Raw genomic sequence first — 21119 nt, forward strand, 5'->3', positions numbered from 1 at the left:
GATTAAATATGAAAAAGGTTGGAGCAGTCATTTCTACTACTATATTTTGTTTTGTGTTTTGGCTGCTGTATACACTTCCGTTTGCTGGTCAATATGATTTTAATAAAGTAATGGAAGAGATTATAGTAGGATTGATAATTTCATTTATTACAGCAGTATTTACTGCTAAGTTTTTTATAAGAGAAAATGCATTTTGGCTTTTTAATCCTGTAAAACTTTTTTCATTAATTGCTTTTGTTCCTATTTATATAATTGAGCTCTTTAAAGCTAATATGGATGTAGCTATAAGGGCGCTTTCTCCTAAGGTTAAAATAAATCCTGGTATTGTTAAAATTCAGACAGATGTTGAGTCGGATTATGGATTATCAATGTTAGCAAATTGCATCACTTTAACACCTGGAACAATAACAATGGATGTGACAGAGGAAAATGGGCAACATTACATGTATATTCATTGGATAGATGTGACTTCGCAAGATGTTAAGACAGCGTCAGATAGTATAAAAGGTGCTTTTGAGCCTTGGGTAAGGAGGGTTTTTAAATGATGATAGATGCTATGATATCTGATATAGCTATTGTGAGCATTATTTTAGCGATTTTAGCGATTGTTTTAATTTTTAGAATTATTAAAGGACCTCATGTTATTGATAGAGTTATAGCAGCGGATTGTATTGATGTTATTATTGGTTTGGTAATGGTGCTTTTCGGATGTTATCAGCAGAGAGCTTTGTATGTTGATTTAGGACTTATATTAGCATTGCTTGGATTTATAGGAACTATTTTAATTTCAAAATACTTGGAGGGAAAGCTATGATTAGAATAGTGATGGATGTGTTCTTTGCATTGGGCATATTTTTTATATTTGCAGGTATAGTTGGAATGCTTAGAATGCCAGATACGTTTTGTCGTTTGCAATCCTCTACAAATATTGTAACAATGGGAGGATTATCGATTTTAGTTGGAGCTACTATTTTTGGGTTTTATTCTGGAAACAGTTCAATTGCAATTAAGTCAATAGTAATGGGAATATTTATTCTGCTTACTAATCCAGCAGCCTCTCATGCTATGACAAAAGCTGCTTATAAAAGTGGGGCAAATATGGATAAAAAAAGTGTGTGTGATCACTATGGGAGGGACAAGCTAAATGAATAGTTTTACTGTTTTAAATTCAATAATAATCATTGGTATGATTATTGCAGGAATATGTACAGTTGTAATAGATGACTTATTACCATGTATTATTTCTATGGCAGTTGTTGGTACATTTGTAGCTATTGAGTTTTTGCTTTTAAGTGCTCCCGATGTAGCTATTGCAGAAGGTGCAGTTGGAGCGATATTGACTCCAGTAATATTTATTATTGCCTTATCTAAAGCTAAAGAAAAGAAAAAAGCTGAAGAAAAGGAGGGCAAATAGATGAAAAAAGCAGTTGTGTGGTTTACGATTACTACATTGACAGTTTTTGCTGTGTATGTGTCTATTAAAATGATTTCTTTTGGTAGTAGTTATAATGGAATTGCTAATGTTATTGTAAATGATACCGTAGGGAAAACAGGTGCTATTAATGCTGTAACAGCTATTGTGTTTGACTTTAGAGGTTATGATACTTTAGGAGAATCATTTGTGCTTTTTACAGCTATTACGGCTGCTGCAGCAATACTTAGGAAACCTGTTAATTCAATAATTAGTAAGGGTAAAGGAGGCAAGTAAGTATGAAATCCAATAAAAAAGGTTATAAATCATTGCCTTCTACAAATAAAAAAAATAAAGATATAAAGGTTAATGATGTAATAATAACATCGTGTGCAAGTGTTGTATTGCCTATTGCTATTATTTTAGGTGCTTATGTTATAATGCACGGACATTTAAGTCCAGGTGGAGGATTTCAAGGGGGAGTACTTATAGCAGGAGCTGTTGCAATACTATATGTTGCTTATGGGTCAGATGGAGTTAGGAAACTTTTTAACATTACTAGACTTAAAGCATCAGAAAGCATGGGTGCTCTTGGTTTTATATTTATAGCATCGCTTGGATTGATTTATGGTGTTAGTGGATATAGATTTTTTGCTAATACTATAAGCAAAGGAACGCCTGGAACATTATTTAGTTCTGGAACAATATTTTGGATGAATTTTGCTGTAGGTTATAAGGTTTTAACAGGTATTGGAGCTTTAATTTTAATAATGGTAAGTACTTTAAATTCCAATAAAGAATAGAACAGAATCGGGGTGAAATTATGTTACTTAATTATATTGGAGCATTTCTTCTTATTGTATTTGGACTTTATATAATATTAGTTAAAAAGAATTTGATAAAAATTGTTGTTGGTATGTCTTTATTCGATACAGGAATAAATTTATTGCTTGTATCTGTTGGATTTAGATCAGGTGGAACAGCACCTTTATTTATGAATGATTTAAAACCAGGTTCATTTTTCGTTGACCCTGTACCACAGGCATTAACTCTTACTTCTATTGTAATTGGAGCTTGTGTTACTGCATTGGCACTTTCACTTGTTATTAAGGTTAAGGAGCATTATGGTACTATAGATGCTGACAAAGTTAGGAGGTTAAACGGATGAACGGTTATAGTAGTATTTTGCCACTCATGGCAATTATGTTACCTTTTTTAGCTGCGTTTATAATTGCTTTAACTGGTAATAAGGCATTAGGTTTAAAAAGGGCATTGGCAGTAATATTTACTTTTATTCCATTATTGGCGGTTATTCTGTTGTTTAAACCAATAATGGCGGATGGACATGTTGTTTCATATTGGCTTGGTAATTGGGTACCTGAAAAGACGTGGGCCATAGGTATAGGACTTGAGATAGATGCTTTTGGGTTATTTTGTGGCTTAATAATAACTTTAACTTGTTTTTTATCCAGTATATTTTCAATAAGATATATGGAAAAGGATAATGGACTTGAAAAATATTATACTATGTTTATGCTTTTAACAGCTAGTATGATAGGGTTCGTATTTACTGGCGATCTTTTTAATATGTACGTAATGCTTGAAATTATGACTTTTGCTGCAATTGGGTTGACTGCATTTAGGAATCATAAATATAAAGCAATTGAGGCTGGATTTAAGTATATTGTTATAGGTTCGGTTGGTTCATCATTAATATTATTAGGTACTGTACTTATTTATGCACAGGCTCATACTCTTAACATTGCTCAAATATCAGCAATTTTACATGGAAATTATAATGCTGTTACAATATTTGCTTTGGCATTAATGTTAACTGGTTATGCTGTTAAAGCATTCCTTGTACCATGTCATACATGGCCTGCAGATGCACATATGTCTGCACCTTCATCTATTTCTATGCTATTATCTGGTGTTATGAGTAAAACGGGTGTTTTTGGGATAATTAGAATACTATATATGATTTATAGAAGCAAGTGTGTTGCAGCACCAAGTATGGAATTTTTGATAATTTTCTGGGGAACTATAACAATGCTAATTGGGGCAAGTATGGCAATAATTCAAACTGATTTTAAGAGGTTGCTTGCATTCAGTTCTGTTTCACAAATAGGTTATGTTATTGTTGGATTTGGAGTAGGTTTGTCTGCTAAAACTTCAGTTGCAGTAACAGGAACAATGGGTGGACTTTATCATATGTTAAATCATGCTATGTTTAAATCGCTAGCATTTTTGTGTGCAGGTGCTGTTTTATATAGAACTGGTACAACTGACACAACCAAATTAGGTGGACTTGCTAAGAAAATGCCATATACAACTGTACTCTTCATGATTTCTTTAGCATCTATAGCTGGTGTGCCGCCATTTAATGGATTTGTTTCTAAATGGTTAATATATCAGTCTACATTTGAAGCTGGATATTGGCCTGTGACTATTATTGCACTGCTTGTTTCAGTAATGACTCTTGCTTATTTTATTAAGCTTGCTCAATCGGTCTTCTTTGGAAAAATTCATAAGGAACATGAAAATATTAAAGAAATACCATGGTCTATGAGAGCTCCTATGATTGTTCTTGCTGGTGTTTGTATTTTTGCAGGAACATTTTGGAACGTGATTTCTGATAAATTGATAGAACCTGCAGCATATGCAATATATAACATTCAGGGTTATATAGATGTTATGTTTAATAAAGGGTATGCTCAAAAGATGTTTAATCAGGAGATTCCTATTCCTAAAATGACTAGAGCTATGGCAGGTTACTGGAGTCCTATTAATTGGTTATTGTTGTTTGTTGTGCTTATTGTAGGGTTTATTGTTATTGCATCGTTACTTGCAAAGGGAAATAAGAATGAACCAATTATTGATTTGAGTGATACAAAATATGATACTTTTACTGGTGGAGAAAAAGAAGATTTTTCACATATGGCAGGAAATGATTTGTTTTGGGGTTTGAAACATCAGTTTAGAGGATATTTTGAAATATTAAAAAATGCACATAGTGGTATAGTTAACGATTATGTACTTTGGGTGGCAGCATGTGCTGCAGTAGTAACTATATACTTGTTTGCAGTATTATAGGAGGAGAGAGAATATGGACATTCTTGTATATATTTTTAACATATTGATATTTCCAGGATTCTTGTTTTGCTTCTTCTTTGGATTGTTATTATCTGGTATAGATAGAAAATTAGTTGCAAGGATGCAAAGAAGAATAGGACCACCAGTTTTTCAGCCGTTTTATGATTTTTTTAAATTGATTGGTAAAGGGCATATTATACCTAGAGGGGCAGCTAAAAAGACTTTTATGCTTGCACCTATTATTGGATTGCTCGGTGTTGTTATAATATCAATGTTTATTCCTATATTTGGATATGTTTTTATTCCAAAAACAGCAGATATGATTGTAATATTGTATTTGTTAACTGTACCTGCAGTTGCATTGATACTTGGAGGCTCATCTTCTGGTTCACCTTATTCAGGTGTAGGAATATCTAGAGAAATGGTAACTATGTTATCTTATGAATTGCCTCTTGTAATTATTTTGTTAGCTGTAGGTTCTAAGGTTGGACATAGCTTAGGTGAAATTGGAAATGTTACTTTTTCGTTATCAAAAGTAGCAGAGTATCAAGCAAACAATGGTATGCTCATATGTAGTTTAAGCATGATTCCTGCTGCAATAGCTTTTTTACTATGTATACCAGCAGAGGTTGGAACAGTGCCATTTGATGTTGCTGAAGCTGAAACGGAAATTTGTGAAGGACCTCTAGTTGAATATAGTGGAAAGTATTTAGCATTGTATAAATTGATGAGTGCTATAAAGATGTTTATAATGGGAAGTTTATTTGTAGCATTGTTTTTTGGTGGTACTGGATTTGGTACAGGTATTAAATTTTTACCTTTAAATACTTTGCTTATGATGATTTTGGTAATAATAACAATTAGTATTTCAGTTTCATTTTTGAGGGCAATCGTTGCTAGAATAAAGGTTGAACATACGTTGAAATTTTTTTGGACAGTACCTACTGCTTTAGCTCTTGTTAGTTTGATTTTAACTTATGTAACTACTTTATAGTGAAAGAGGTGACAGTATGTTTAATAAATTAATTGAAAAAAGTAGAACTAAGTCTCCTTGGATTTATCATGTAAATTCTGGTTCATGTAATGGCTGTGATATTGAATTAGTTGCTCTTTTAGGGCCTAGATACGACTGTGAAAGACTGGGTATAAAATTGGCAGGTTCTCCTAGACATGCTGATATTGTAGTTGTTACTGGACCTGTTACTAGTCAGTCAAAAGACAGGGTATTGAGAGTATTATCGCAGGTTCCTGAACCAAAGGTGGTTGTTTCATTAGGATCATGTCCAATGTCTTGCAATGTTTTTAAAGGAAGTTATAGTGTGGAAGGGCCTTTAGATAAGTGGACGCATGTTGACGTTTCAGTTGGTGGCTGTGCTCCTAAACCAGAAGCAATAATAGATGGCCTTATAAAAGCTATAGAGATTTTAAAAGAAAAAAGGGGGGTAAATAATGTCTAAGTTTCCATTTGCAGGTGAAGCACTTAAGAGCTTATTTAAAGCCCCATTAACAGAAAAGTATCCTTTAACACCTAAAGAAGCACCAGAAAAATATAGAGGTAAGATTAAATTTGATGCTAATGCATGTATAGGATGTGGTTTGTGTATAAGAGTTTGTTCTCCTAATGCGATTACAAAATTGGTTGATGCTGTTGAGGAAGGTCAAAATATTACAATGAAATTTGATTTAGGCTCATGTACATTTTGTGGCTATTGTGCTGATTTTTGTCCCAAAAATGCTATTGAGCTAACTCAAGAATATTCTATGGTTGTAACCGATAAAAATGATATGATTGTCAGTGGTTCATTTATAAAAAAACTTCCTCCAAAGAAACCAGTACCGCAGAAAAAAACAACTGAAAACAAATAAAAAGGATTGTAAAAGCCAGTGAAGATACGTGTGTATCACTGGCTTTTGTCGATTTATATGTGTCTTTTTAATTAAAACATGATATAATAGATAAATGCAAATAGACATTAAGTTTAGGAGGAATTTTTATGAAGAAACAAGATTTAGCTAGAATGATCGATCATACTGTACTTAAGGCTGATACTACTGAAGATAAAATAAGACAAATTTGTAGTGAAGCTAAAGAATATGGATTTGCATCTGTATGTATAAATCCTGGTTATGTATCATTATGTAGCGAATTATTAAAGGATTCTGATGTTAAGGTATGTACTGTAATAGGATTTCCTTTAGGAGCAACAACTTCTGAAGTAAAAGCATTTGAAACAGAGAATGCAATAAAAAATGGTGCTGATGAAGTAGATATGGTTATAAACATTGGCAAATTAAAAGATAAAGATTATGATTATGTTTTGAATGATATTAAAGCAGTTGTAAATGCAGCTAAAGGAAAGGCACTGACAAAAGTTATTATTGAAACATGTTTGCTTAATGAAGAAGAAAAGATAAAAGCATGTGAGCTTTCAAAACAAGCTGGTGCAGATTATGTTAAGACTTCAACAGGATTTTCAACAGCTGGTGCTAAAGCAGAAGATATAAAACTTATGAGAGAAACAGTTGGAGAAAAAATGGGCGTTAAAGCTTCAGGTGGAGTTAGGACATATGATGATGCAGTTAAAATGATAGAGAATGGTGCAACAAGAATAGGAGCTTCTGCTTCTATTGCAATTGTTGAAGGAGCTGAATAAATACCAAAATATAAAAAATACCCTATGGGGTATTTTTTATATTTTGGTATTTTTTGCACCCCTGGGGTAGTTTTTGTATAGTATATAATATGAAAGGAGGGGAAATATGTTTAGAGAATTGAAGGCTGAAGAGGTAATATATGATTTTAGTTTGGATGATATAGATTTTAAAGAGGAATTTAAGCTTATACCTGAATATAAGGATGTTTATTCTAGAATAAAAACTGCAATAAATATAGAAAAAACTGGTTTTAATGTGTTTTTGATAGATGATTTTTCAAATGAAAAATTGGATAATTTAATAGAATTTATAAAAAATATTCTAAAAGGTAGACATAAGCCTAGAGATGTTTGCTATATTATTTTAGAGGATTCTAGTACACCGGTACCAATGTATATAGAAAATGGGAAAGGTATACTACTAAAAGAAAGTATTAAGAAAATACAGAAATGTTATGATGATATTGTATATGATTTTTACAACAATACGACATCTGTTGAAAAAGAGAAGTTGCTTAATTTTTTAGAAAAGAGTAAGAGTGCATTAGTTAGTGAATTGATTATATCTGCTAAAAAAGATAATTTTGATATTAAACCAAGCGGAAGTGGATTTACTTTTATACCTCTTAAAGATGATAGAGTCATGACAGAGAATGAATATGATGAACTTTCGCTTGAAGAAAAAGAAAAAATATTGAATAAAGTTAGTGAATTAAAGAGTAAAGCTAAAAATATTTTGAATAAATTGAAGGATTTAGAGTTGAATGAGATCGAAAAACTAAAAAAATTATTGAGTGAGGAGATAAGTGAAAGAATTCAAGATATAAAATTTGATGTATATAATAAGTTTAGTGGAGATGAATATGTTCTTGAATATATAAAATATGTGTGTGATAAAATTGAGAATGAATTAGTGGAAAATTATTCGAGTTTATATGAGGATGATGAAATTGAGATTAAGAAAATAATATATAAGTACAAAGTAAATGTTATTGTAGATAATTCAGAAATGGATTCTCCAAGAGTTGTATATGAAGATGATCCGTCTTTGAGTAATTTACTTGGTACTATTGAATTTGAAAATATTGGCGGTTCGTATATTTCTAGTATAGATTTAATAAAAGCAGGGTCATTGATAAATGCAAATGATGGTTGCTTGATTGTAAGGCTTAACAATTTACTTACTTATCCATCATCTTACTATTATTTGAAAAAATCTATTTTAACAGGTAAAGTGGATCTAAATTATAATAAAGGATATTTAGATTTGTTAATGCCTACTAATTTTAAGCCTGAACCTATAAAAATAGATGAAAAAGTAATAGTTATTGGTGATTACAGGTCATATGAATTATTATTCTCATATGATGAGGATTTTAGAAAAATATTTAAGATAAATGCCGAAAGCAGTCCTTTTGTAAAATTAAATAAAAAAAATAAGGAAATTTTACTTAATAAAATTGTTGCATTATGCAAACAAAATAATTATAAACCTCTAACAAATGAGGCAGTTAAAGAAATTTCAAAGTACCTTTCTAGAAAAGCTGAGAGTAAAAATAAAATTTATTTTTCTACCAGTGAAATAAGCAAAATTTTAACTATAGCTAATCAGATTGTAGACGATAATGGAGAAAATTCTATTGATTATAAAGATATAATAAATGCAGCATATCCTGAAGAATTGATAGAGAAGGAAATGTTTGAGTTGTATGAAAATAAAAAGATATTGTTTTCTGTAGAAGGCAAATGTGTTGGAAAAATTAATGGTTTATCTGTGATAGATACAGGAACTACTACGTTTGGAAGACCTTTTAGGATTACTTGTAGTACTTATAAAGGAGAAGGAAATATAATTGATGTACAAAAGGAAAGTAATTTAAGTGGTAGTATTCATGATAAGGCAATAAATACACTAAAGGGTTTTATTTATACTTTAATAGGAGGATATGATAAATTATCTGTAGATTTTCACTTAAGCTTTGAGCAAATATATGGATTAGTTGATGGCGATAGTGCATCTGTTGCAGAAATCATATCTATGATTTCCGCATTAAGTAAAATACCAATCAATCAGAATATTGCTGTAACTGGTTCAATAAATCAGTTTGGTGAGGTACAGCCTATAGGTGGTGTTAATGAGAAAATAGAGGGATTTTTTAAAGCTTGTAAACTGATTGACAAAGTTGAGGGCAAAGGTGTTTTAATTCCTAAAACAAATAAGTATGATTTAGTATTAAATTATGAAGTTGAGCAGAACATAATAAATGGCAATTTCAAAATTTATACTATGGAAAATATTAATGATGCAATAGATGTATTAATGGGCGATGAAAATTTAAAGTCATATGAAATAATTGAAATTATGAAAAAAGAAATGATGAAATATTCCAATAGAAAGAGAAAGAAGTGAATTTATGATGTATAAAAGAGACCTATGTAAGGTCTCTTTTATACATTAAATCTAAAATGAACAACATCTCCATCTTGCATTATATAATCTTTACCTTCTAGTCTATAGTAACCTTTATCGCGTGCAGCTGCTTCTGAACCACATTCTACTAGCTTGTCATATGAAATTACTTCGGCTCTTATAAAGCCTCTTTCAATATCAGAATGAATTTTTCCTGCTGCTTGAGGAGCTTTTGTTCCCATTTTAATTGTCCAAGCTCTAACTTCAGGTTCACCAGCTGTCAAGAAACTCATTAACCCTAAAAGCTTATAACTTGCATGAATTAATTTGTCTAATCCTGATTCATTAAGTCCATATTCTTGCAGTAGTTCATTTTTTTCATCATCTTCTAGTGTTGATAATTCTTCTTCTAATTTGGCACATATAACTATTACTTCTGAATTTTCTTTTTCAGCATATTCTTTTACTTTAAGAACCATTTGGTTGTTTATATTTCCTTCTGCTAAATCATTTTCAGATATATTAGCTGCGTATAGAACAGGTTTTGATGTTAATAGAAATAGTTCTTTAACAAATGGTTCATCATCTTTAGAAAATTCCATTGTTCTAATAGGTTTGTTAGCTTCGAGTTGCTCTTTCATTTTGAGCATTAATTCAAGTTGGTGTTTGGCTGTTTTATCTCCTGAACGAACCAATTTTGTTGTTCTTTCAATTCTTCTTTCTAGTACTTCTAAGTCAGAAAGTATTAATTCTAAATTAATGGTTTCAATATCTCTAATAGGGTCGATTGAACCTTCAACATGTACAATATTTTCATCTTCAAAGCATCTAACAACATGAACTATTGAAGCTACTTCTCTAATATGTGATAAAAACTTATTACCTAATCCTTCACCCTTGCTAGCTCCTCTAACAAGTCCAGCTATATCGTAAAATTCTATAGCAGTATAAACTTTCTTTTTTGAATTATACATTTTTTCTAGCACATCAAGTCTCTTATCAGGTACACTTACTACACCTACATTAGGATCTATTGTGCAGAATGGGTAATTTGCAGATTCGGCACCAGCTTTTGTTATTGCATTGAAAAGAGTACTTTTACCAACATTAGGTAGCCCTACAATTCCTAATTTCATTTATTATAACATTCCTTTCTTTCTATTGTATTTTACTTTTATTGTATTTTACATAAAACAAGAATGAATTAAACAAGTAAATTATACTCTACAAGGCCCTTTATTTCAAGGAATACTGAAATAAATAGAAAAATGAAGAATTTTGTAAAAAAAAGACATATAATTAGATTTAAAATTTCATTAAACTTATATAATAAATGTTATATTGTTAGAAGGATTTTTATCTTTTTTATAGAATAATACACATAAAGTGGTGTAAAGTGGTGCAAAGTGGGTATAATGTGGTGATAATATTTAAATTGAGGTGTAAAAATGTTTATTGGTGAATATAAGCATTCCATTGATAACAAGAATAGAATTATTATACCTTCAAAATTTAGGGAGGAATTAGGCAGTCCATTTGTATTAACAAAAGGACTTGATGGTTGCTTATATGCATATCCAATGGGAGAATGGGAAATATTAGAGAAGAAATTGCGTACTTTGCCACTAACAAATAAGAATGCAAGAGCATTTGTAAGATTTTTCTTTTCAGGTGCAAATGAAGTTGTGCTAGATAAACAAGGAAGAGCTTTAGTGTCACAGAATCTGCTTGAATATGCTTCAATTGATAGGGAAATAGTAAGCATAGGAGTATCAAATAGAATTGAGATTTGGAGTAAGAAAAATTGGGATGAATACAATAATTCAAACATTGATTATACAGAAATTGCTGAAAAAATGAGTGAGTTGGGTATATAACTACAAAATACATTATATGAGGAGAGTTTATATGGAATTTAAACATACATCTGTTTTACTGAATGAAACTATTGAAGGGCTGAACATTAATAGCAAGGGTATTTATGTTGATTGTACTCTTGGAGGAGCTGGTCATTCGATTGAGATATTAAAGAATTTATCTGATGAAGGAAGACTTATAGGTATAGATCAAGATTGTGATGCTTTGAATGCAGCTAAAAAAAGACTAAGTGATTACAGAAATGTTACATATGTGCATGATAATTTTTATAATATAGAGACAGTATTAGAAAGTTTAAATATAACAGAAGTAGATGGTATTCTTATGGATTTAGGTGTTTCTTCTTATCAATTAGATGAACCAGAAAGAGGGTTTAGCTATATGCATGATGCACCTTTAGATATGAGAATGAACAGGGATAAGGATTTGACTGCATATGATATTGTAAATAAATATAGCCAAGAAGAGTTAAGCAGAATTATAAAAACTTATGGTGAGGAAAGATTTCATAAGAGAATAGCAAACTTTATAGTAGAGTATAGAAATACAAAGGAAATAAAAACAACTTTTGATTTAGTTGAAATAATTAAAAGAGCTGTTCCTTCAAAGTATAGAAGAAATGGACCGCATCCAGCAAAAAGAACATTTCAAGCAATTAGAATTGAAGTTAACAAAGAATTAGAAATATTGAACAAAGCAATAGAAGATAGTGTAAACGCTTTAAAAGTGGGTGGAAGAATAGCAATAATAACATTTCATTCTCTTGAAGATAGAATTGTAAAGAATAAATTTAAAGAATTGGTAAATCCATGTACTTGTCCACCGGATTTTCCTGTGTGCATGTGTGGCAAAAAGCCAAAGTTAAAATTAATAAATAGAAAACCTATTGTTTCATCGGAAAAAGAACTTATAGAAAATCCTAGATGCAGAAGTGCTAAATTAAGGGTAGCAGAAAAAATATGATCGATTAAGATAAATATATTGTTCTAAAAAAATAATGGGGTGAATAAATTGTTAGAAGAAAGATATGTTAATGGGAATACGGCATTACAGGTCGAGAGGGAGTATACTAGGAAAAAAGAGAATGAAAAAAGATTAAATAGAGATGAATTAAATAGAAAAAATGAATTGAGAGAGGAACAAAATAGAAAAAGACTTATAGTGCTAAAGAGCATTATGTGTGTTTTTATAGTTGGCATGATTGTTGTGAGTAGGTATAGCATAATATATGGCAATGAAAAGAAGATAAGAGATATAAAAAAACAAATAGTAGAATTAAGAAGCGAGAATGATAAGATGAAAATAGAAATATTAAAGTTTCAAGATATAAATAAGATAGATGAGATAGCTAGAAAAAAATTACATATGGTTGAACCTAGCAGAGTAAATGTTGTATACTGTAACTTTGATAAAGAATATTTTAAATCTCCTGATTTAACAAAGGTTTCAAAGAGTAAAAGTTTATTGTCAAAACTTAAAGAAATACTTTTTTAGCGGAGGAATGTAAGTGGAGGAATATATAGGTGGGAATTAAGAAATATAGATATCGGGATAGAGTTTTGATTAAAAAAAGAACAATCATCACATTTTTTATATTCATCTCGCTTTTTATGTTTCTGATTGGAAGATTAGGATATATAATGATTGGTAAAAGTGAAGACTATAAAAACAGGGCAATTGGTCAGTGGACCCATGAAGTCAAAATTTCACCTAAGAGAGGTAAGATTTTAGACAGAAATGGATATGAATTAGCTGTTAGTGCAAATGTGTATAGGGTTGATGTGGATTTAAATGCATTGAGGAATAGACTTAAGGAAGCAAATATGGATATGTCTGATATTTCGCCGAGCATTGCAACCATTTTGGATATGGATGAAAATGTAGTTTTGAAAAAATTAACAGCTCCTTTGCCAAATGGTAAGCCACGAGGAAGTGCTATAATTAAAAGAAGAGTGCAAAAAGAAGAAATAGATAAATTAAAGGATTATATAAAACAAAAAAGGTTATATGGAATTATTATTTCACCTGATACTAAAAGATATTATCCCAATGGAAACTTTTTAGCTCATGTGCTTGGTAACACTAATTCGGATGGCGTGGGACGTGTTGGCGTAGAATTAGTATATAATAAGTATTTAGCGGGTATTCCAGGTATAAAAATCGCTGAATTGGATAAAAACAATAAAAATATGCCATATATTATTTCGGATTATGTTAAACCAGTAGATGGTAAAAATGTTGTTTTAACTATTGATCAAACAATTCAGTATTTCTGCGAAAAAGCTGCTGAACAAGCTATGGTAGATTATAAAGCTAAAGGTATAACAATAATGGTTATGAATCCTAACAATGGCGAGATATTGGCTCTTGTGAATAAGCCAGATTATAATCCTAATGAACCCTATGATAATAATAAAACATTAGATGAAAACCAAAGGCTATGGAGAAATAGAGCTGTTAGTGATACTTTTGAACCAGGTTCTATATTTAAAGTTGTTACTGCTACAGCGGCTATGGAAGAAGGTAAAGTTTCTGATGATGATGTTTTTGTTTGTAATGGAAGCAGGAAAGTTGCTAATAGAATTATTCATTGTTGGAAGAGAACAGGACATGGAAGCCAGCATCTTGCCGATATTTTAAAAAATTCGTGTAATGTTGGTTTTATGATTCTAGGTGAAAGATTAGGTCCTGAACTGTTAAATAAATACATTAAGTTGTTTGGCTTTGGGAAAAAAACAGGAATAGATTTAAATGGAGAGGCTAGAGGGATAATTAAGAAAACTTCAGATATTACTCCAGTAGCTTTAGCTACAATATCTTTTGGACAGACTAATACTGTATCATGCGTACAGTATCTTACAGCTTTCAATGCGATTGCTAATGGAGGAGAACTGATAACTCCACATGTTATGAAAGAAATAACACATTATGATAATGAAAATAATGTTGTTGTCGATAAAAAGTATGATAATTTTAATAGAAGAAGAATATTAGATGAAAATACTATGAGAGAATTGAGGGGGTATTTAGAAAAGGTTGTTTCTGAAGGTGGAGGAAAAGAAGCATATATTAAGGGATATCATATTGCAGGTAAAACTGGAACAGCTCAAAAGGTAGACAATGTCCGTGGAGGATATGCTCATGGTAAATATATTGCATCTTTTGCTGGAATGGCACCAGCTGATAATCCTCAGGTAACTGTGTTTGTGTCTATTGATGAACCAGATCCTTCAAATTATTATTCAAGTCATACTGCTGCTCCAACTGCAAGACAGGTTTTTATGGATATATTCAATTATTTATCATTTAAGCCAGATGTTACAGGAGAAGAGGTAGCGAAAAGTTTGCTTAAAGATGTTGTAGTTCCTGAGATTAGGGGACTAGAAAGGGAAGAAGCAATTAAAATATTAAAGAGTAAAAATTTGAAGTATGATATTGAATCGACTGGTAAATATATATCAGAGATAAATCCAAAACCGGGTTGTACAGTAAAGGAAGGTGCAGAGATTATTGTTTATACATCCGATTCGCCATTATATGAGAGCAAGGTTGTTGTGCCGAATCTATACGGATATAATAAAGAAGAGGCTGAAAAATTATTGAAGAGTTTGGGCTTGAAGCCAAGCTTTATTGGAAAGGGATTAGTTTCCGAGCAAAGCATTTCTGAAGGAACAGAAGTACTTAAGGATACTAAAATCACTTTAGAGCTACAGCTTGTAGGGGACTAGGATATTTTCTTAATATATGATATATTTATTCTGTAGTGACCGGCAGTAACAAATCATTTTACTGCCGAATTTTTTGTGGGAGTGATTAAATTGAAGTTGAAAAAAGTTCTATTAGGTATTGATGTATTAAATTATGAGGATTTTGTGGATATTGATATAAACAAGATAGAATTTGATTCAAGAAAAATAGAAAAAGGAGATGTTTTTTTCTGTATATTGGGTTACAATTTGGATGGACATGATTATGCTGAAGATGCAATAAAACGTGGTGCTTCTGTTATTGTATGTGAAAAAGAGTTGAATTTTGAAGATAAAGAAGTTGTAGTTATTATGGTTAAAGATACAAGAAAGGCACTTGCAATATGTTCATCAAATTATTATGGCAATCCATCAAATAATTTGAATATAATAGGTGTAACAGGTACAAATGGTAAGACAACATCAACATATATGCTTAGAACTATACTTCAAAATGCTGGGTATAAAGTTGGTATAATAGGTACTATAGCTAACTATATTGGTGATGAAAAAATAAAATCGCATAGGACAACACCTGAATCATTAGAGTTACATAAGCTATTTAAAAGAATGAGCGATAAAAATGTTGATTATTGCATAATGGAAGTGTCTTCACATTCACTTGCTCTTGATAGAGTTTATGGTATTAAATTTAATCAAGGATTATTTACTAATTTGACACAGGATCATCTTGATTTTCATAAAGACTTTGAAGATTATTTTAATAGTAAATTCAAGTTGTTTAAGAATTCATCAAAAGCGGTTGTAAATATTGATGATAAGTACGGTCAAAAAATATGTAAATTATTAAAAGAGAATGTATATACTTATGCTATAAAAAATAAAGCGGACTTTATAGCAAGCAATATTAATATGAATTCTAGGGAAACCGATTTTGATTTAATATATAATGGAAATATTATAAATATAAAATTAAATATTCCTGGCAAATATAATGTATATAATGCTCTTGGATGCATAGGTAGTTGTATTAATGAAGGAATAAGCATTGAAAAAATTGTTGAAGGGCTTAAAAATATAAATATACCAGGAAGATGTGAAGTTGTTTCGAAAAAATACGATTTGGGGTTTGATATTATTGTTGATTATGCACATACTCCAGATGGATTAGAAAATATTTTATTAACAGCTAGGGAATTCACGAAAGGTAGGTTGATATCTGTTTTTGGATGCGGAGGAGATAGAGACAATAAAAAGAGGCCTATTATGGGCAAAATAGGAAGTGAAATAAGTGATTTATGTATAATTACTTCTGATAATCCGAGAACTGAACCACCTATGAGTATTATACAAGATATTATTAAAGGCATTAGTAAAGATAATTATATAGTTGTAGAAAACAGAAAGGGAGCAATAAGAAAAGCATTGGCTATGGCTAAAAAGAATGATACCATAGTAATTGCAGGTAAAGGACATGAAGATTATCAAATACTTAATGATAAAATTATTCATTTTGATGAAAGAGAAATAATTGATGAACTTGTAAAGGAGTTGTTCTAATTGGAAATACTTACATTGGAAGAAATCATAGAGGCTGTCTCAGGAGAACTTATTTGTTTAGGTAATAATAAATTCTTTAAGAATGTTACTACTGATTCTAGAAAAATAAAAAAAGGGGATATTTTTATTGCATTACATGGGGAAAGATTTGATGGTAATGAATTTGTTGAAGAAGCTGCTTTAAAGGGTGCAGCCCTATGTATTGTAGATAGTATTAAGTATAATGAAGAAAACATTAGTAAATATACATCTATTATTAAGGTTGAGTATACAAATAAAGCATTAAAGGATTTAGCTAAATACTACAGAAGTAAACTTGACATTAAAGTGATTGGTATAACTGGTTCGACAGGTAAGACATCTACTAAAGATTTTGTTGCAGCTGCTTTGAGTTCAAAGCTAAATGTATTTAAAACAGAAGGTAATTTTAATAACGAAATTGGATTGCCAATTATGATTTTTAAATTGGATAATTCATATGATGTTGCTGTATTAGAAATGGGAATGAGTAATTTTGGAGAGATTCACAACCTTGCAGATATTGCAAGACCTGATATTGCTGTAATAACAAATATAGGTATTTCACACATTGAGAACTTAAAGACTAGAGAGAATATATTAAAAGCAAAATTGGAAATAACAGATTTTTTTAATAATGATAGCATATTAATAATTAATAACGATAATGATATGTTGAATGCATATGATAATAAAAATATAAACATTATTAGGATTGGAACTTCAGGTGATGTTAATTTCAAAGCATTTGACATAAAACTTAATGAAAATAGTATAAAATATACTATTAAGGAAATAAATACAGATAAAGAGCATAGTTTAGTTATAAAAGCACTTGGAGAACACAATGTATTAAATTCTTTACTGGCTGTGGCTTGTTCTAGAGTATTAAGTATCGACTATGAATATATTCAGAAAGGAATTAATTGCTTTAAAGCTTCACCTATGCGACTCGATATAATAAGAGGTAAAAAATTTGTTGTTGTTAATGATTGTTACAATGCGAGTCCTGATTCAATGATTGCTGCATTAAATGTATTATCAACAATAAATGGAAAAAGAAAAATTGCAGTATTGGGTACAATGATGGAGTTAGGTGATAAAGCTTATTATGCTCATTATGAAGTGGGTAGATATGCATCAGAGGAGGGAGTAGATTTGCTATTGACAGTTGGAGAATATAAAGAGGTTTACAAGGAAGGATATGGTAATCCAAGCTATTTTAAAGGGTTTGGAAGTAAACAAAAATTAATTGATTATTTAGAAAAAGAAGTTACAGAAGGCGATGTTATTTTAATAAAAGCATCAAGGACTATGAGATTTGAAGATATTGTTAATAAACTAGAGATAATAAATAGCTAAAGTAGGTGATTTCAATGAGTAAAATTATTTATTGTGTATTAGTTGGATTTGCTGTATCAATTTTACAAGGACCATTATTAATTCCCATATTTCATAGATTGAAATTTGGACAAAACATACGAGATGAAGGGCCTGCAACTCATAAGAAAAAGGCGGGTACTCCAACAATGGGTGGAATAATATTTATTCTAGCAACTGCCATAACATTATTTGTTATTGAAAAGCACCCAGGAAGTAATGCTATTGTTGCATTATTAGCATTTATTGGTTTTGGGATTGTTGGATTTTTAGATGATATATTAAAGATTATACACAAACACAATGAAGGATTAAAGCCTAAGCAGAAGATGGTTTTGCTGGTAATAATATCTGGTATGATAGCATTTTATGCAGCAAAGAATATTGGTACTGACATTTACATACCTTTTGTAAATAATACTGTAGATTTAGGAAAGCTATATATTCCCTTTGTAATAATATTTTTTGTTGCTACTACAAATGCTGTAAATTTAACTGATGGGTTGGATGGACTTGCGACTTCGGTTACTCTTTTAGTTATCATATTCTTTGCAATGATAGGTTATGGAATGGGCAATTATGTATTAGCTGATTTTTGTGGAATTATTTCTGGAGCATTATTAGGGTTTTTGAGATATAATTCTTATCCTGCAAAGATAATTATGGGTGATACTGGCTCACTAGGTCTAGGAGGAGTAGTTGCAGCTGTGGCATTGATACTTAAATTACCATTGATTGTTATTATTGTAGGAGGAATTTATGTAGCAGAAGTACTTTCTGTGATACTTCAGGTTTCATCATTTAAGTTAACTGGTAAGAGAATTTTTAGAATGTCTCCTTTACATCATCATTTTGAACTTATTGGCTGGCATGAAAGTAAGATAGTAGCTGTATTTTCAATAATTACTGTGATACTATGTTTAATAGGATTTTTGTCATTGTCTTTTTTATCTTTGTAGTAATATTGTTATGGGAGGTATAAAATGAAAAGACCCAAGGTAAAAATGGGACAGATAGATTTTACTTTATTTGCAATAGTTATGTTGTTAGTTTCAGTAGGAGTTGTTATGGTATATAGTGCTAGTTCTTATTCTGCATTTTTCAATCCAAACTATAATGACAGTATGTATTTTTTGAAAAAACAATTAATGTGGACATTATTGGGTACTATTGCTATGATAATTGCAATAAGAGTAGACTATCATAAATATAGAAAATATACTAACTTAATGATGATTATTACTTTTGCACTCTTGGTAATAGTTTTATTTTCAAAGCCTATAAATGGAGCTCGAAGGTGGATTGATTTAAAAGTTGTAACGCTTCAGCCGTCTGAGCTTGCGAAATATATGGTAGTTCTTATTTTGGCTAGAAGTATAGATAATAAAGGAGAATTAATAAACTCATTTTCTAAGGGTATAATTCCCAATCTTTTTATAGGATCAGTTTTTGCAGGAATGATACTTTTAGAAAAAAATTTAAGTATTGCATCTGTCGTTATGATTGTAACTTTAGCTATGTTATTTGCTGCAGGTGCTAAATGGAGACATGTTATATTTACTCTGTTGCTTATGTTTGCAGCGGGTGTAGGTTTTACTTTAATTGAGCCTTATAGAATGAAAAGACTTATGAGTTTTAGAAATCCTTGGGCTGATCCTCTAGATACTGGTTATCAGTTAATACAATCGTTATATGCATTGGGGTCTGGAGGAATACTTGGTGTTGGATTAGGTAAATCACGTCAAAAATGTTATTACATCCCAGAACCGCATAATGATTTTATCTTTTCAATTATAGCTGAAGAATTAGGATTGATAGGATGTATATTTGTTATAACACTTTATATAATTTTTATTTGGAGAGGAATACTAGTGTCTTTGAGAGCAAAAGATGTTTATGGCTCGATTTTAGCTATAGGAATAACATCTATTATTGCTATTCAAGCTGTAATAAATATTGCAGTTGTTTCAGGTTCTATGCCTGTTACAGGAGTACCGCTTCCCTTTATAAGTTATGGTGGTTCATCACTGATATTCAATATGTTTGCTATGGGGATTTTGCTTAATATTTCAAGGCAAACAAGAAATAAAAGTGATATATGATTGAGGACTTTATTTTTTAATAAAGTTCTTATTATTTTTTACTTAATTGATGAAAAATGTGTTTGTAAATGGTATTATATATTTATGAAAAGAATGTGGTGATGTATATGAAAAGAAAATCAGATAGTATGTATAATAAAGCTAAGTACATAATAGATAATAAAGATAAGTTGATTAATAGAAGAATTGCTTTTAAAAGAATGAGAATGTATTTATTTATAACAATGATATTTATAGGAATAGCGATTACGTTGTGTCTTAAGTTATCTATGTTTAATATTACTCAAATAAATGTAGTAGGAAATAATGTTGTTAATTATAATGATATTATATTAAGTTCGCATATAAAAAAAGGCATGAATATTTTTAGGATTAATGTTAATGAGGCAATAAAGAGTATTGAGGGTAACCCTCATATTTTAAGTGCTATTGTAAAGAGAAAGTTACCTAATGTTGTAAGAATTGATGTTCGAGAAAGGAAAGCTAAATTTTATGCATACTTTAACAATAAATATTTTATAATAGATAATTATGGAGTTATTATTGATGTAAAAAGTGATATTAGTGATATGAGATTAATTAAATTGGATGGATTTGACTTTTCAAAGGCGCAGTTAGGAGAAGTACTACCGTGCGAGGATGAACGTAAAGTAGCAATGTTAGATGAAATATCTAATATTATTAAAAACAATAGAAGTAATGTTAAAATTTCTATTGTTGATTTATCGAATATGGCTGATATAAATTTTTATTGCGGTTCTATGCAAGTAAAGTTAGGAACAAATAGAGATTTAATAAAGAAATTGGATAAAGCGTTTGATATTATTATTAAAGAAAATATTGTTAATAAAAAAGGATATGTAGATGTTAGTTTTAGTGGTAATCCAGTAATCTATACAGATTAGG

The 21119-nt window shown here is 30.4% G+C and carries 23 protein-coding genes; 22 read left to right on the plus strand and 1 reads right to left on the minus strand.

Going from position 1 to position 21119, the window contains the following annotated elements; genetic code table 11:
• Nucleotides 1-8 precede the first annotated feature (8 nt).
• The 13 genes from CLTEP_RS00130 to CLTEP_RS00190 all read left to right on the plus strand — a co-directional run bounded on the left by CLTEP_RS00130 (nucleotide 9) and on the right by CLTEP_RS00190 (nucleotide 9568).
• Nucleotides 9-545, plus strand: coding sequence for a Na+/H+ antiporter subunit E (locus CLTEP_RS00130; protein ID WP_066820725.1), 537 nt, complete (start codon nucleotides 9-11; stop codon nucleotides 543-545).
• Complete coding sequence (locus CLTEP_RS00135) at nucleotides 542-814, plus strand: MrpF/PhaF family protein (RefSeq protein WP_066820727.1); 273 nt, start codon at nucleotides 542-544, stop codon at nucleotides 812-814. Before CLTEP_RS00130 ends, CLTEP_RS00135 begins: the two co-directional genes overlap by 4 nt.
• Complete coding sequence (mnhG, locus tag CLTEP_RS00140) at nucleotides 811-1152, plus strand: monovalent cation/H(+) antiporter subunit G (protein WP_066820730.1); 342 nt, start codon at nucleotides 811-813, stop codon at nucleotides 1150-1152. The genes CLTEP_RS00135 and mnhG overlap by 4 nt, the downstream gene beginning before the upstream one ends.
• Nucleotides 1145-1414, plus strand: coding sequence for a hydrogenase subunit MbhD domain-containing protein (locus tag CLTEP_RS00145; protein ID WP_066820733.1), 270 nt, complete (start codon nucleotides 1145-1147; stop codon nucleotides 1412-1414). The genes mnhG and CLTEP_RS00145 overlap by 8 nt, the downstream gene beginning before the upstream one ends.
• Nucleotides 1415-1708 carry a hydrogen gas-evolving membrane-bound hydrogenase subunit E gene (gene mbhE / locus CLTEP_RS15040; protein ID WP_066820746.1) on the plus strand — a complete coding sequence of 98 codons (294 nt, stop codon included), beginning with the start codon at nucleotides 1415-1417 and terminating at the stop codon, nucleotides 1706-1708.
• Nucleotides 1709-1710: 2 nt separating this feature from the next.
• A complete protein-coding gene (locus CLTEP_RS00155) occupies nucleotides 1711-2214 on the plus strand; it encodes an MnhB domain-containing protein (RefSeq protein WP_084364476.1) in 504 nt (167 codons plus the stop codon).
• A 20-nt stretch (nucleotides 2215-2234) separates the two neighbouring features.
• Complete coding sequence (locus CLTEP_RS00160; protein ID WP_084364478.1) at nucleotides 2235-2579, plus strand: sodium:proton antiporter; 345 nt, start codon at nucleotides 2235-2237, stop codon at nucleotides 2577-2579.
• Nucleotides 2576-4504, plus strand: a complete 1929-nt coding sequence (locus CLTEP_RS00165; protein ID WP_066820750.1) for a proton-conducting transporter transmembrane domain-containing protein — start codon at nucleotides 2576-2578, stop codon at nucleotides 4502-4504. The genes CLTEP_RS00160 and CLTEP_RS00165 overlap by 4 nt, the downstream gene beginning before the upstream one ends.
• A 13-nt stretch (nucleotides 4505-4517) precedes the next feature.
• Nucleotides 4518-5498: a respiratory chain complex I subunit 1 family protein gene (locus tag CLTEP_RS00170; protein ID WP_066820753.1), complete on the plus strand. Its 981-nt coding sequence runs from the start codon at nucleotides 4518-4520 to the stop codon at nucleotides 5496-5498.
• Nucleotides 5499-5514: 16 nt separating this feature from the next.
• Nucleotides 5515-5961 carry an NADH-quinone oxidoreductase subunit B family protein gene (locus tag CLTEP_RS00175; RefSeq protein WP_066820756.1) on the plus strand — a complete coding sequence of 149 codons (447 nt, stop codon included), beginning with the start codon at nucleotides 5515-5517 and terminating at the stop codon, nucleotides 5959-5961.
• A complete protein-coding gene (locus tag CLTEP_RS00180; RefSeq protein WP_066820759.1) occupies nucleotides 5954-6370 on the plus strand; it encodes a 4Fe-4S binding protein in 417 nt (138 codons plus the stop codon). Before CLTEP_RS00175 ends, CLTEP_RS00180 begins: the two co-directional genes overlap by 8 nt.
• A 128-nt stretch (nucleotides 6371-6498) precedes the next feature.
• On the plus strand, nucleotides 6499-7158 hold the full coding sequence (gene deoC / locus CLTEP_RS00185) for a deoxyribose-phosphate aldolase (protein ID WP_066820764.1): 660 nt from the start codon (nucleotides 6499-6501) through the stop codon (nucleotides 7156-7158).
• Nucleotides 7159-7264: 106 nt separating this feature from the next.
• Nucleotides 7265-9568: an AAA family ATPase gene (locus tag CLTEP_RS00190; protein WP_066820767.1), complete on the plus strand. Its 2304-nt coding sequence runs from the start codon at nucleotides 7265-7267 to the stop codon at nucleotides 9566-9568.
• A gap of 38 nt (nucleotides 9569-9606) precedes the next feature.
• Here the strand turns inward: CLTEP_RS00190 and ychF are convergent, their stop codons facing one another.
• Nucleotides 9607-10704 carry a redox-regulated ATPase YchF gene (gene ychF, locus CLTEP_RS00195; protein WP_066820769.1) on the minus strand — a complete coding sequence of 366 codons (1098 nt, stop codon included), beginning with the start codon at nucleotides 10702-10704 and terminating at the stop codon, nucleotides 9607-9609.
• A 312-nt stretch (nucleotides 10705-11016) separates the two neighbouring features.
• On the opposite strand from ychF, the gene mraZ reads away from it, so the two are divergent.
• The 9 genes from mraZ (at nucleotide 11017) to CLTEP_RS00240 (ending at nucleotide 21118) form a co-directional block, all read left to right on the plus strand.
• Nucleotides 11017-11445, plus strand: a complete 429-nt coding sequence (gene mraZ, locus CLTEP_RS00200) for a division/cell wall cluster transcriptional repressor MraZ (protein WP_066820771.1) — start codon at nucleotides 11017-11019, stop codon at nucleotides 11443-11445.
• A 31-nt stretch (nucleotides 11446-11476) separates the two neighbouring features.
• Nucleotides 11477-12409: a 16S rRNA (cytosine(1402)-N(4))-methyltransferase RsmH gene (gene rsmH / locus CLTEP_RS00205; RefSeq protein ID WP_066820773.1), complete on the plus strand. Its 933-nt coding sequence runs from the start codon at nucleotides 11477-11479 to the stop codon at nucleotides 12407-12409.
• Nucleotides 12410-12457: 48 nt separating this feature from the next.
• Nucleotides 12458-12940, plus strand: a complete 483-nt coding sequence (locus CLTEP_RS00210; protein ID WP_066820776.1) for a septum formation initiator family protein — start codon at nucleotides 12458-12460, stop codon at nucleotides 12938-12940.
• A gap of 35 nt (nucleotides 12941-12975) precedes the next feature.
• Nucleotides 12976-15174 carry a stage V sporulation protein D gene (locus tag CLTEP_RS00215; protein ID WP_066821821.1) on the plus strand — a complete coding sequence of 733 codons (2199 nt, stop codon included), beginning with the start codon at nucleotides 12976-12978 and terminating at the stop codon, nucleotides 15172-15174.
• Nucleotides 15175-15264: 90 nt separating this feature from the next.
• Entirely contained in the window at nucleotides 15265-16713 is a 1449-nt protein-coding gene (locus tag CLTEP_RS00220; RefSeq protein ID WP_066820779.1) for a UDP-N-acetylmuramoyl-L-alanyl-D-glutamate--2,6-diaminopimelate ligase, read from the plus strand.
• Entirely contained in the window at nucleotides 16714-18093 is a 1380-nt protein-coding gene (locus tag CLTEP_RS00225; protein ID WP_066820781.1) for a UDP-N-acetylmuramoyl-tripeptide--D-alanyl-D-alanine ligase, read from the plus strand.
• 14 nt (nucleotides 18094-18107) lie between these two features.
• Nucleotides 18108-19070 (plus strand): phospho-N-acetylmuramoyl-pentapeptide-transferase, encoded by a 963-nt coding sequence (mraY, locus tag CLTEP_RS00230; protein WP_066820783.1) that lies wholly within the window; start codon nucleotides 18108-18110, stop codon nucleotides 19068-19070.
• A 24-nt stretch (nucleotides 19071-19094) separates the two neighbouring features.
• Complete coding sequence (gene spoVE / locus CLTEP_RS00235) at nucleotides 19095-20213, plus strand: stage V sporulation protein E (RefSeq protein WP_066820784.1); 1119 nt, start codon at nucleotides 19095-19097, stop codon at nucleotides 20211-20213.
• Between the two features lie 107 nt (nucleotides 20214-20320).
• Nucleotides 20321-21118 carry a cell division protein FtsQ/DivIB gene (locus tag CLTEP_RS00240; RefSeq protein ID WP_161938329.1) on the plus strand — a complete coding sequence of 266 codons (798 nt, stop codon included), beginning with the start codon at nucleotides 20321-20323 and terminating at the stop codon, nucleotides 21116-21118.
• Nucleotide 21119: the final 1 nt, after the last annotated feature.

The organism is Clostridium tepidiprofundi DSM 19306 (assembly GCF_001594005.1).
Taxonomy (GTDB): Bacteria; Bacillota; Clostridia; order Clostridiales; family Clostridiaceae; genus Clostridium_AC; species Clostridium_AC tepidiprofundi.

Coding starts and splice junctions, on each gene's coding strand:
- CLTEP_RS00130 (WP_066820725.1), top strand. CDS start 9: ATGAAAAAGGTTGGAGCAGTCATTTCTACTACTATATTTTGTTTTGTG.
- CLTEP_RS00135 (WP_066820727.1), top strand. CDS start 542: ATGATGATAGATGCTATGATATCTGATATAGCTATTGTGAGCATTATT.
- mnhG (WP_066820730.1), top strand. CDS start 811: ATGATTAGAATAGTGATGGATGTGTTCTTTGCATTGGGCATATTTTTT.
- CLTEP_RS00145 (WP_066820733.1), top strand. CDS start 1,145: ATGAATAGTTTTACTGTTTTAAATTCAATAATAATCATTGGTATGATT.
- mbhE (WP_066820746.1), top strand. CDS start 1,415: ATGAAAAAAGCAGTTGTGTGGTTTACGATTACTACATTGACAGTTTTT.
- CLTEP_RS00155 (WP_084364476.1), top strand. CDS start 1,711: ATGAAATCCAATAAAAAAGGTTATAAATCATTGCCTTCTACAAATAAA.
- CLTEP_RS00160 (WP_084364478.1), top strand. CDS start 2,235: ATGTTACTTAATTATATTGGAGCATTTCTTCTTATTGTATTTGGACTT.
- CLTEP_RS00165 (WP_066820750.1), top strand. CDS start 2,576: ATGAACGGTTATAGTAGTATTTTGCCACTCATGGCAATTATGTTACCT.
- CLTEP_RS00170 (WP_066820753.1), top strand. CDS start 4,518: ATGGACATTCTTGTATATATTTTTAACATATTGATATTTCCAGGATTC.
- CLTEP_RS00175 (WP_066820756.1), top strand. CDS start 5,515: ATGTTTAATAAATTAATTGAAAAAAGTAGAACTAAGTCTCCTTGGATT.
- CLTEP_RS00180 (WP_066820759.1), top strand. CDS start 5,954: ATGTCTAAGTTTCCATTTGCAGGTGAAGCACTTAAGAGCTTATTTAAA.
- deoC (WP_066820764.1), top strand. CDS start 6,499: ATGAAGAAACAAGATTTAGCTAGAATGATCGATCATACTGTACTTAAG.
- CLTEP_RS00190 (WP_066820767.1), top strand. CDS start 7,265: ATGTTTAGAGAATTGAAGGCTGAAGAGGTAATATATGATTTTAGTTTG.
- ychF (WP_066820769.1), bottom strand. CDS start 10,704: ATGAAATTAGGAATTGTAGGGCTACCTAATGTTGGTAAAAGTACTCTT.
- mraZ (WP_066820771.1), top strand. CDS start 11,017: ATGTTTATTGGTGAATATAAGCATTCCATTGATAACAAGAATAGAATT.
- rsmH (WP_066820773.1), top strand. CDS start 11,477: ATGGAATTTAAACATACATCTGTTTTACTGAATGAAACTATTGAAGGG.
- mraY (WP_066820783.1), top strand. CDS start 18,108: ATGAGTAAAATTATTTATTGTGTATTAGTTGGATTTGCTGTATCAATT.
- spoVE (WP_066820784.1), top strand. CDS start 19,095: ATGAAAAGACCCAAGGTAAAAATGGGACAGATAGATTTTACTTTATTT.
- CLTEP_RS00240 (WP_161938329.1), top strand. CDS start 20,321: ATGAAAAGAAAATCAGATAGTATGTATAATAAAGCTAAGTACATAATA.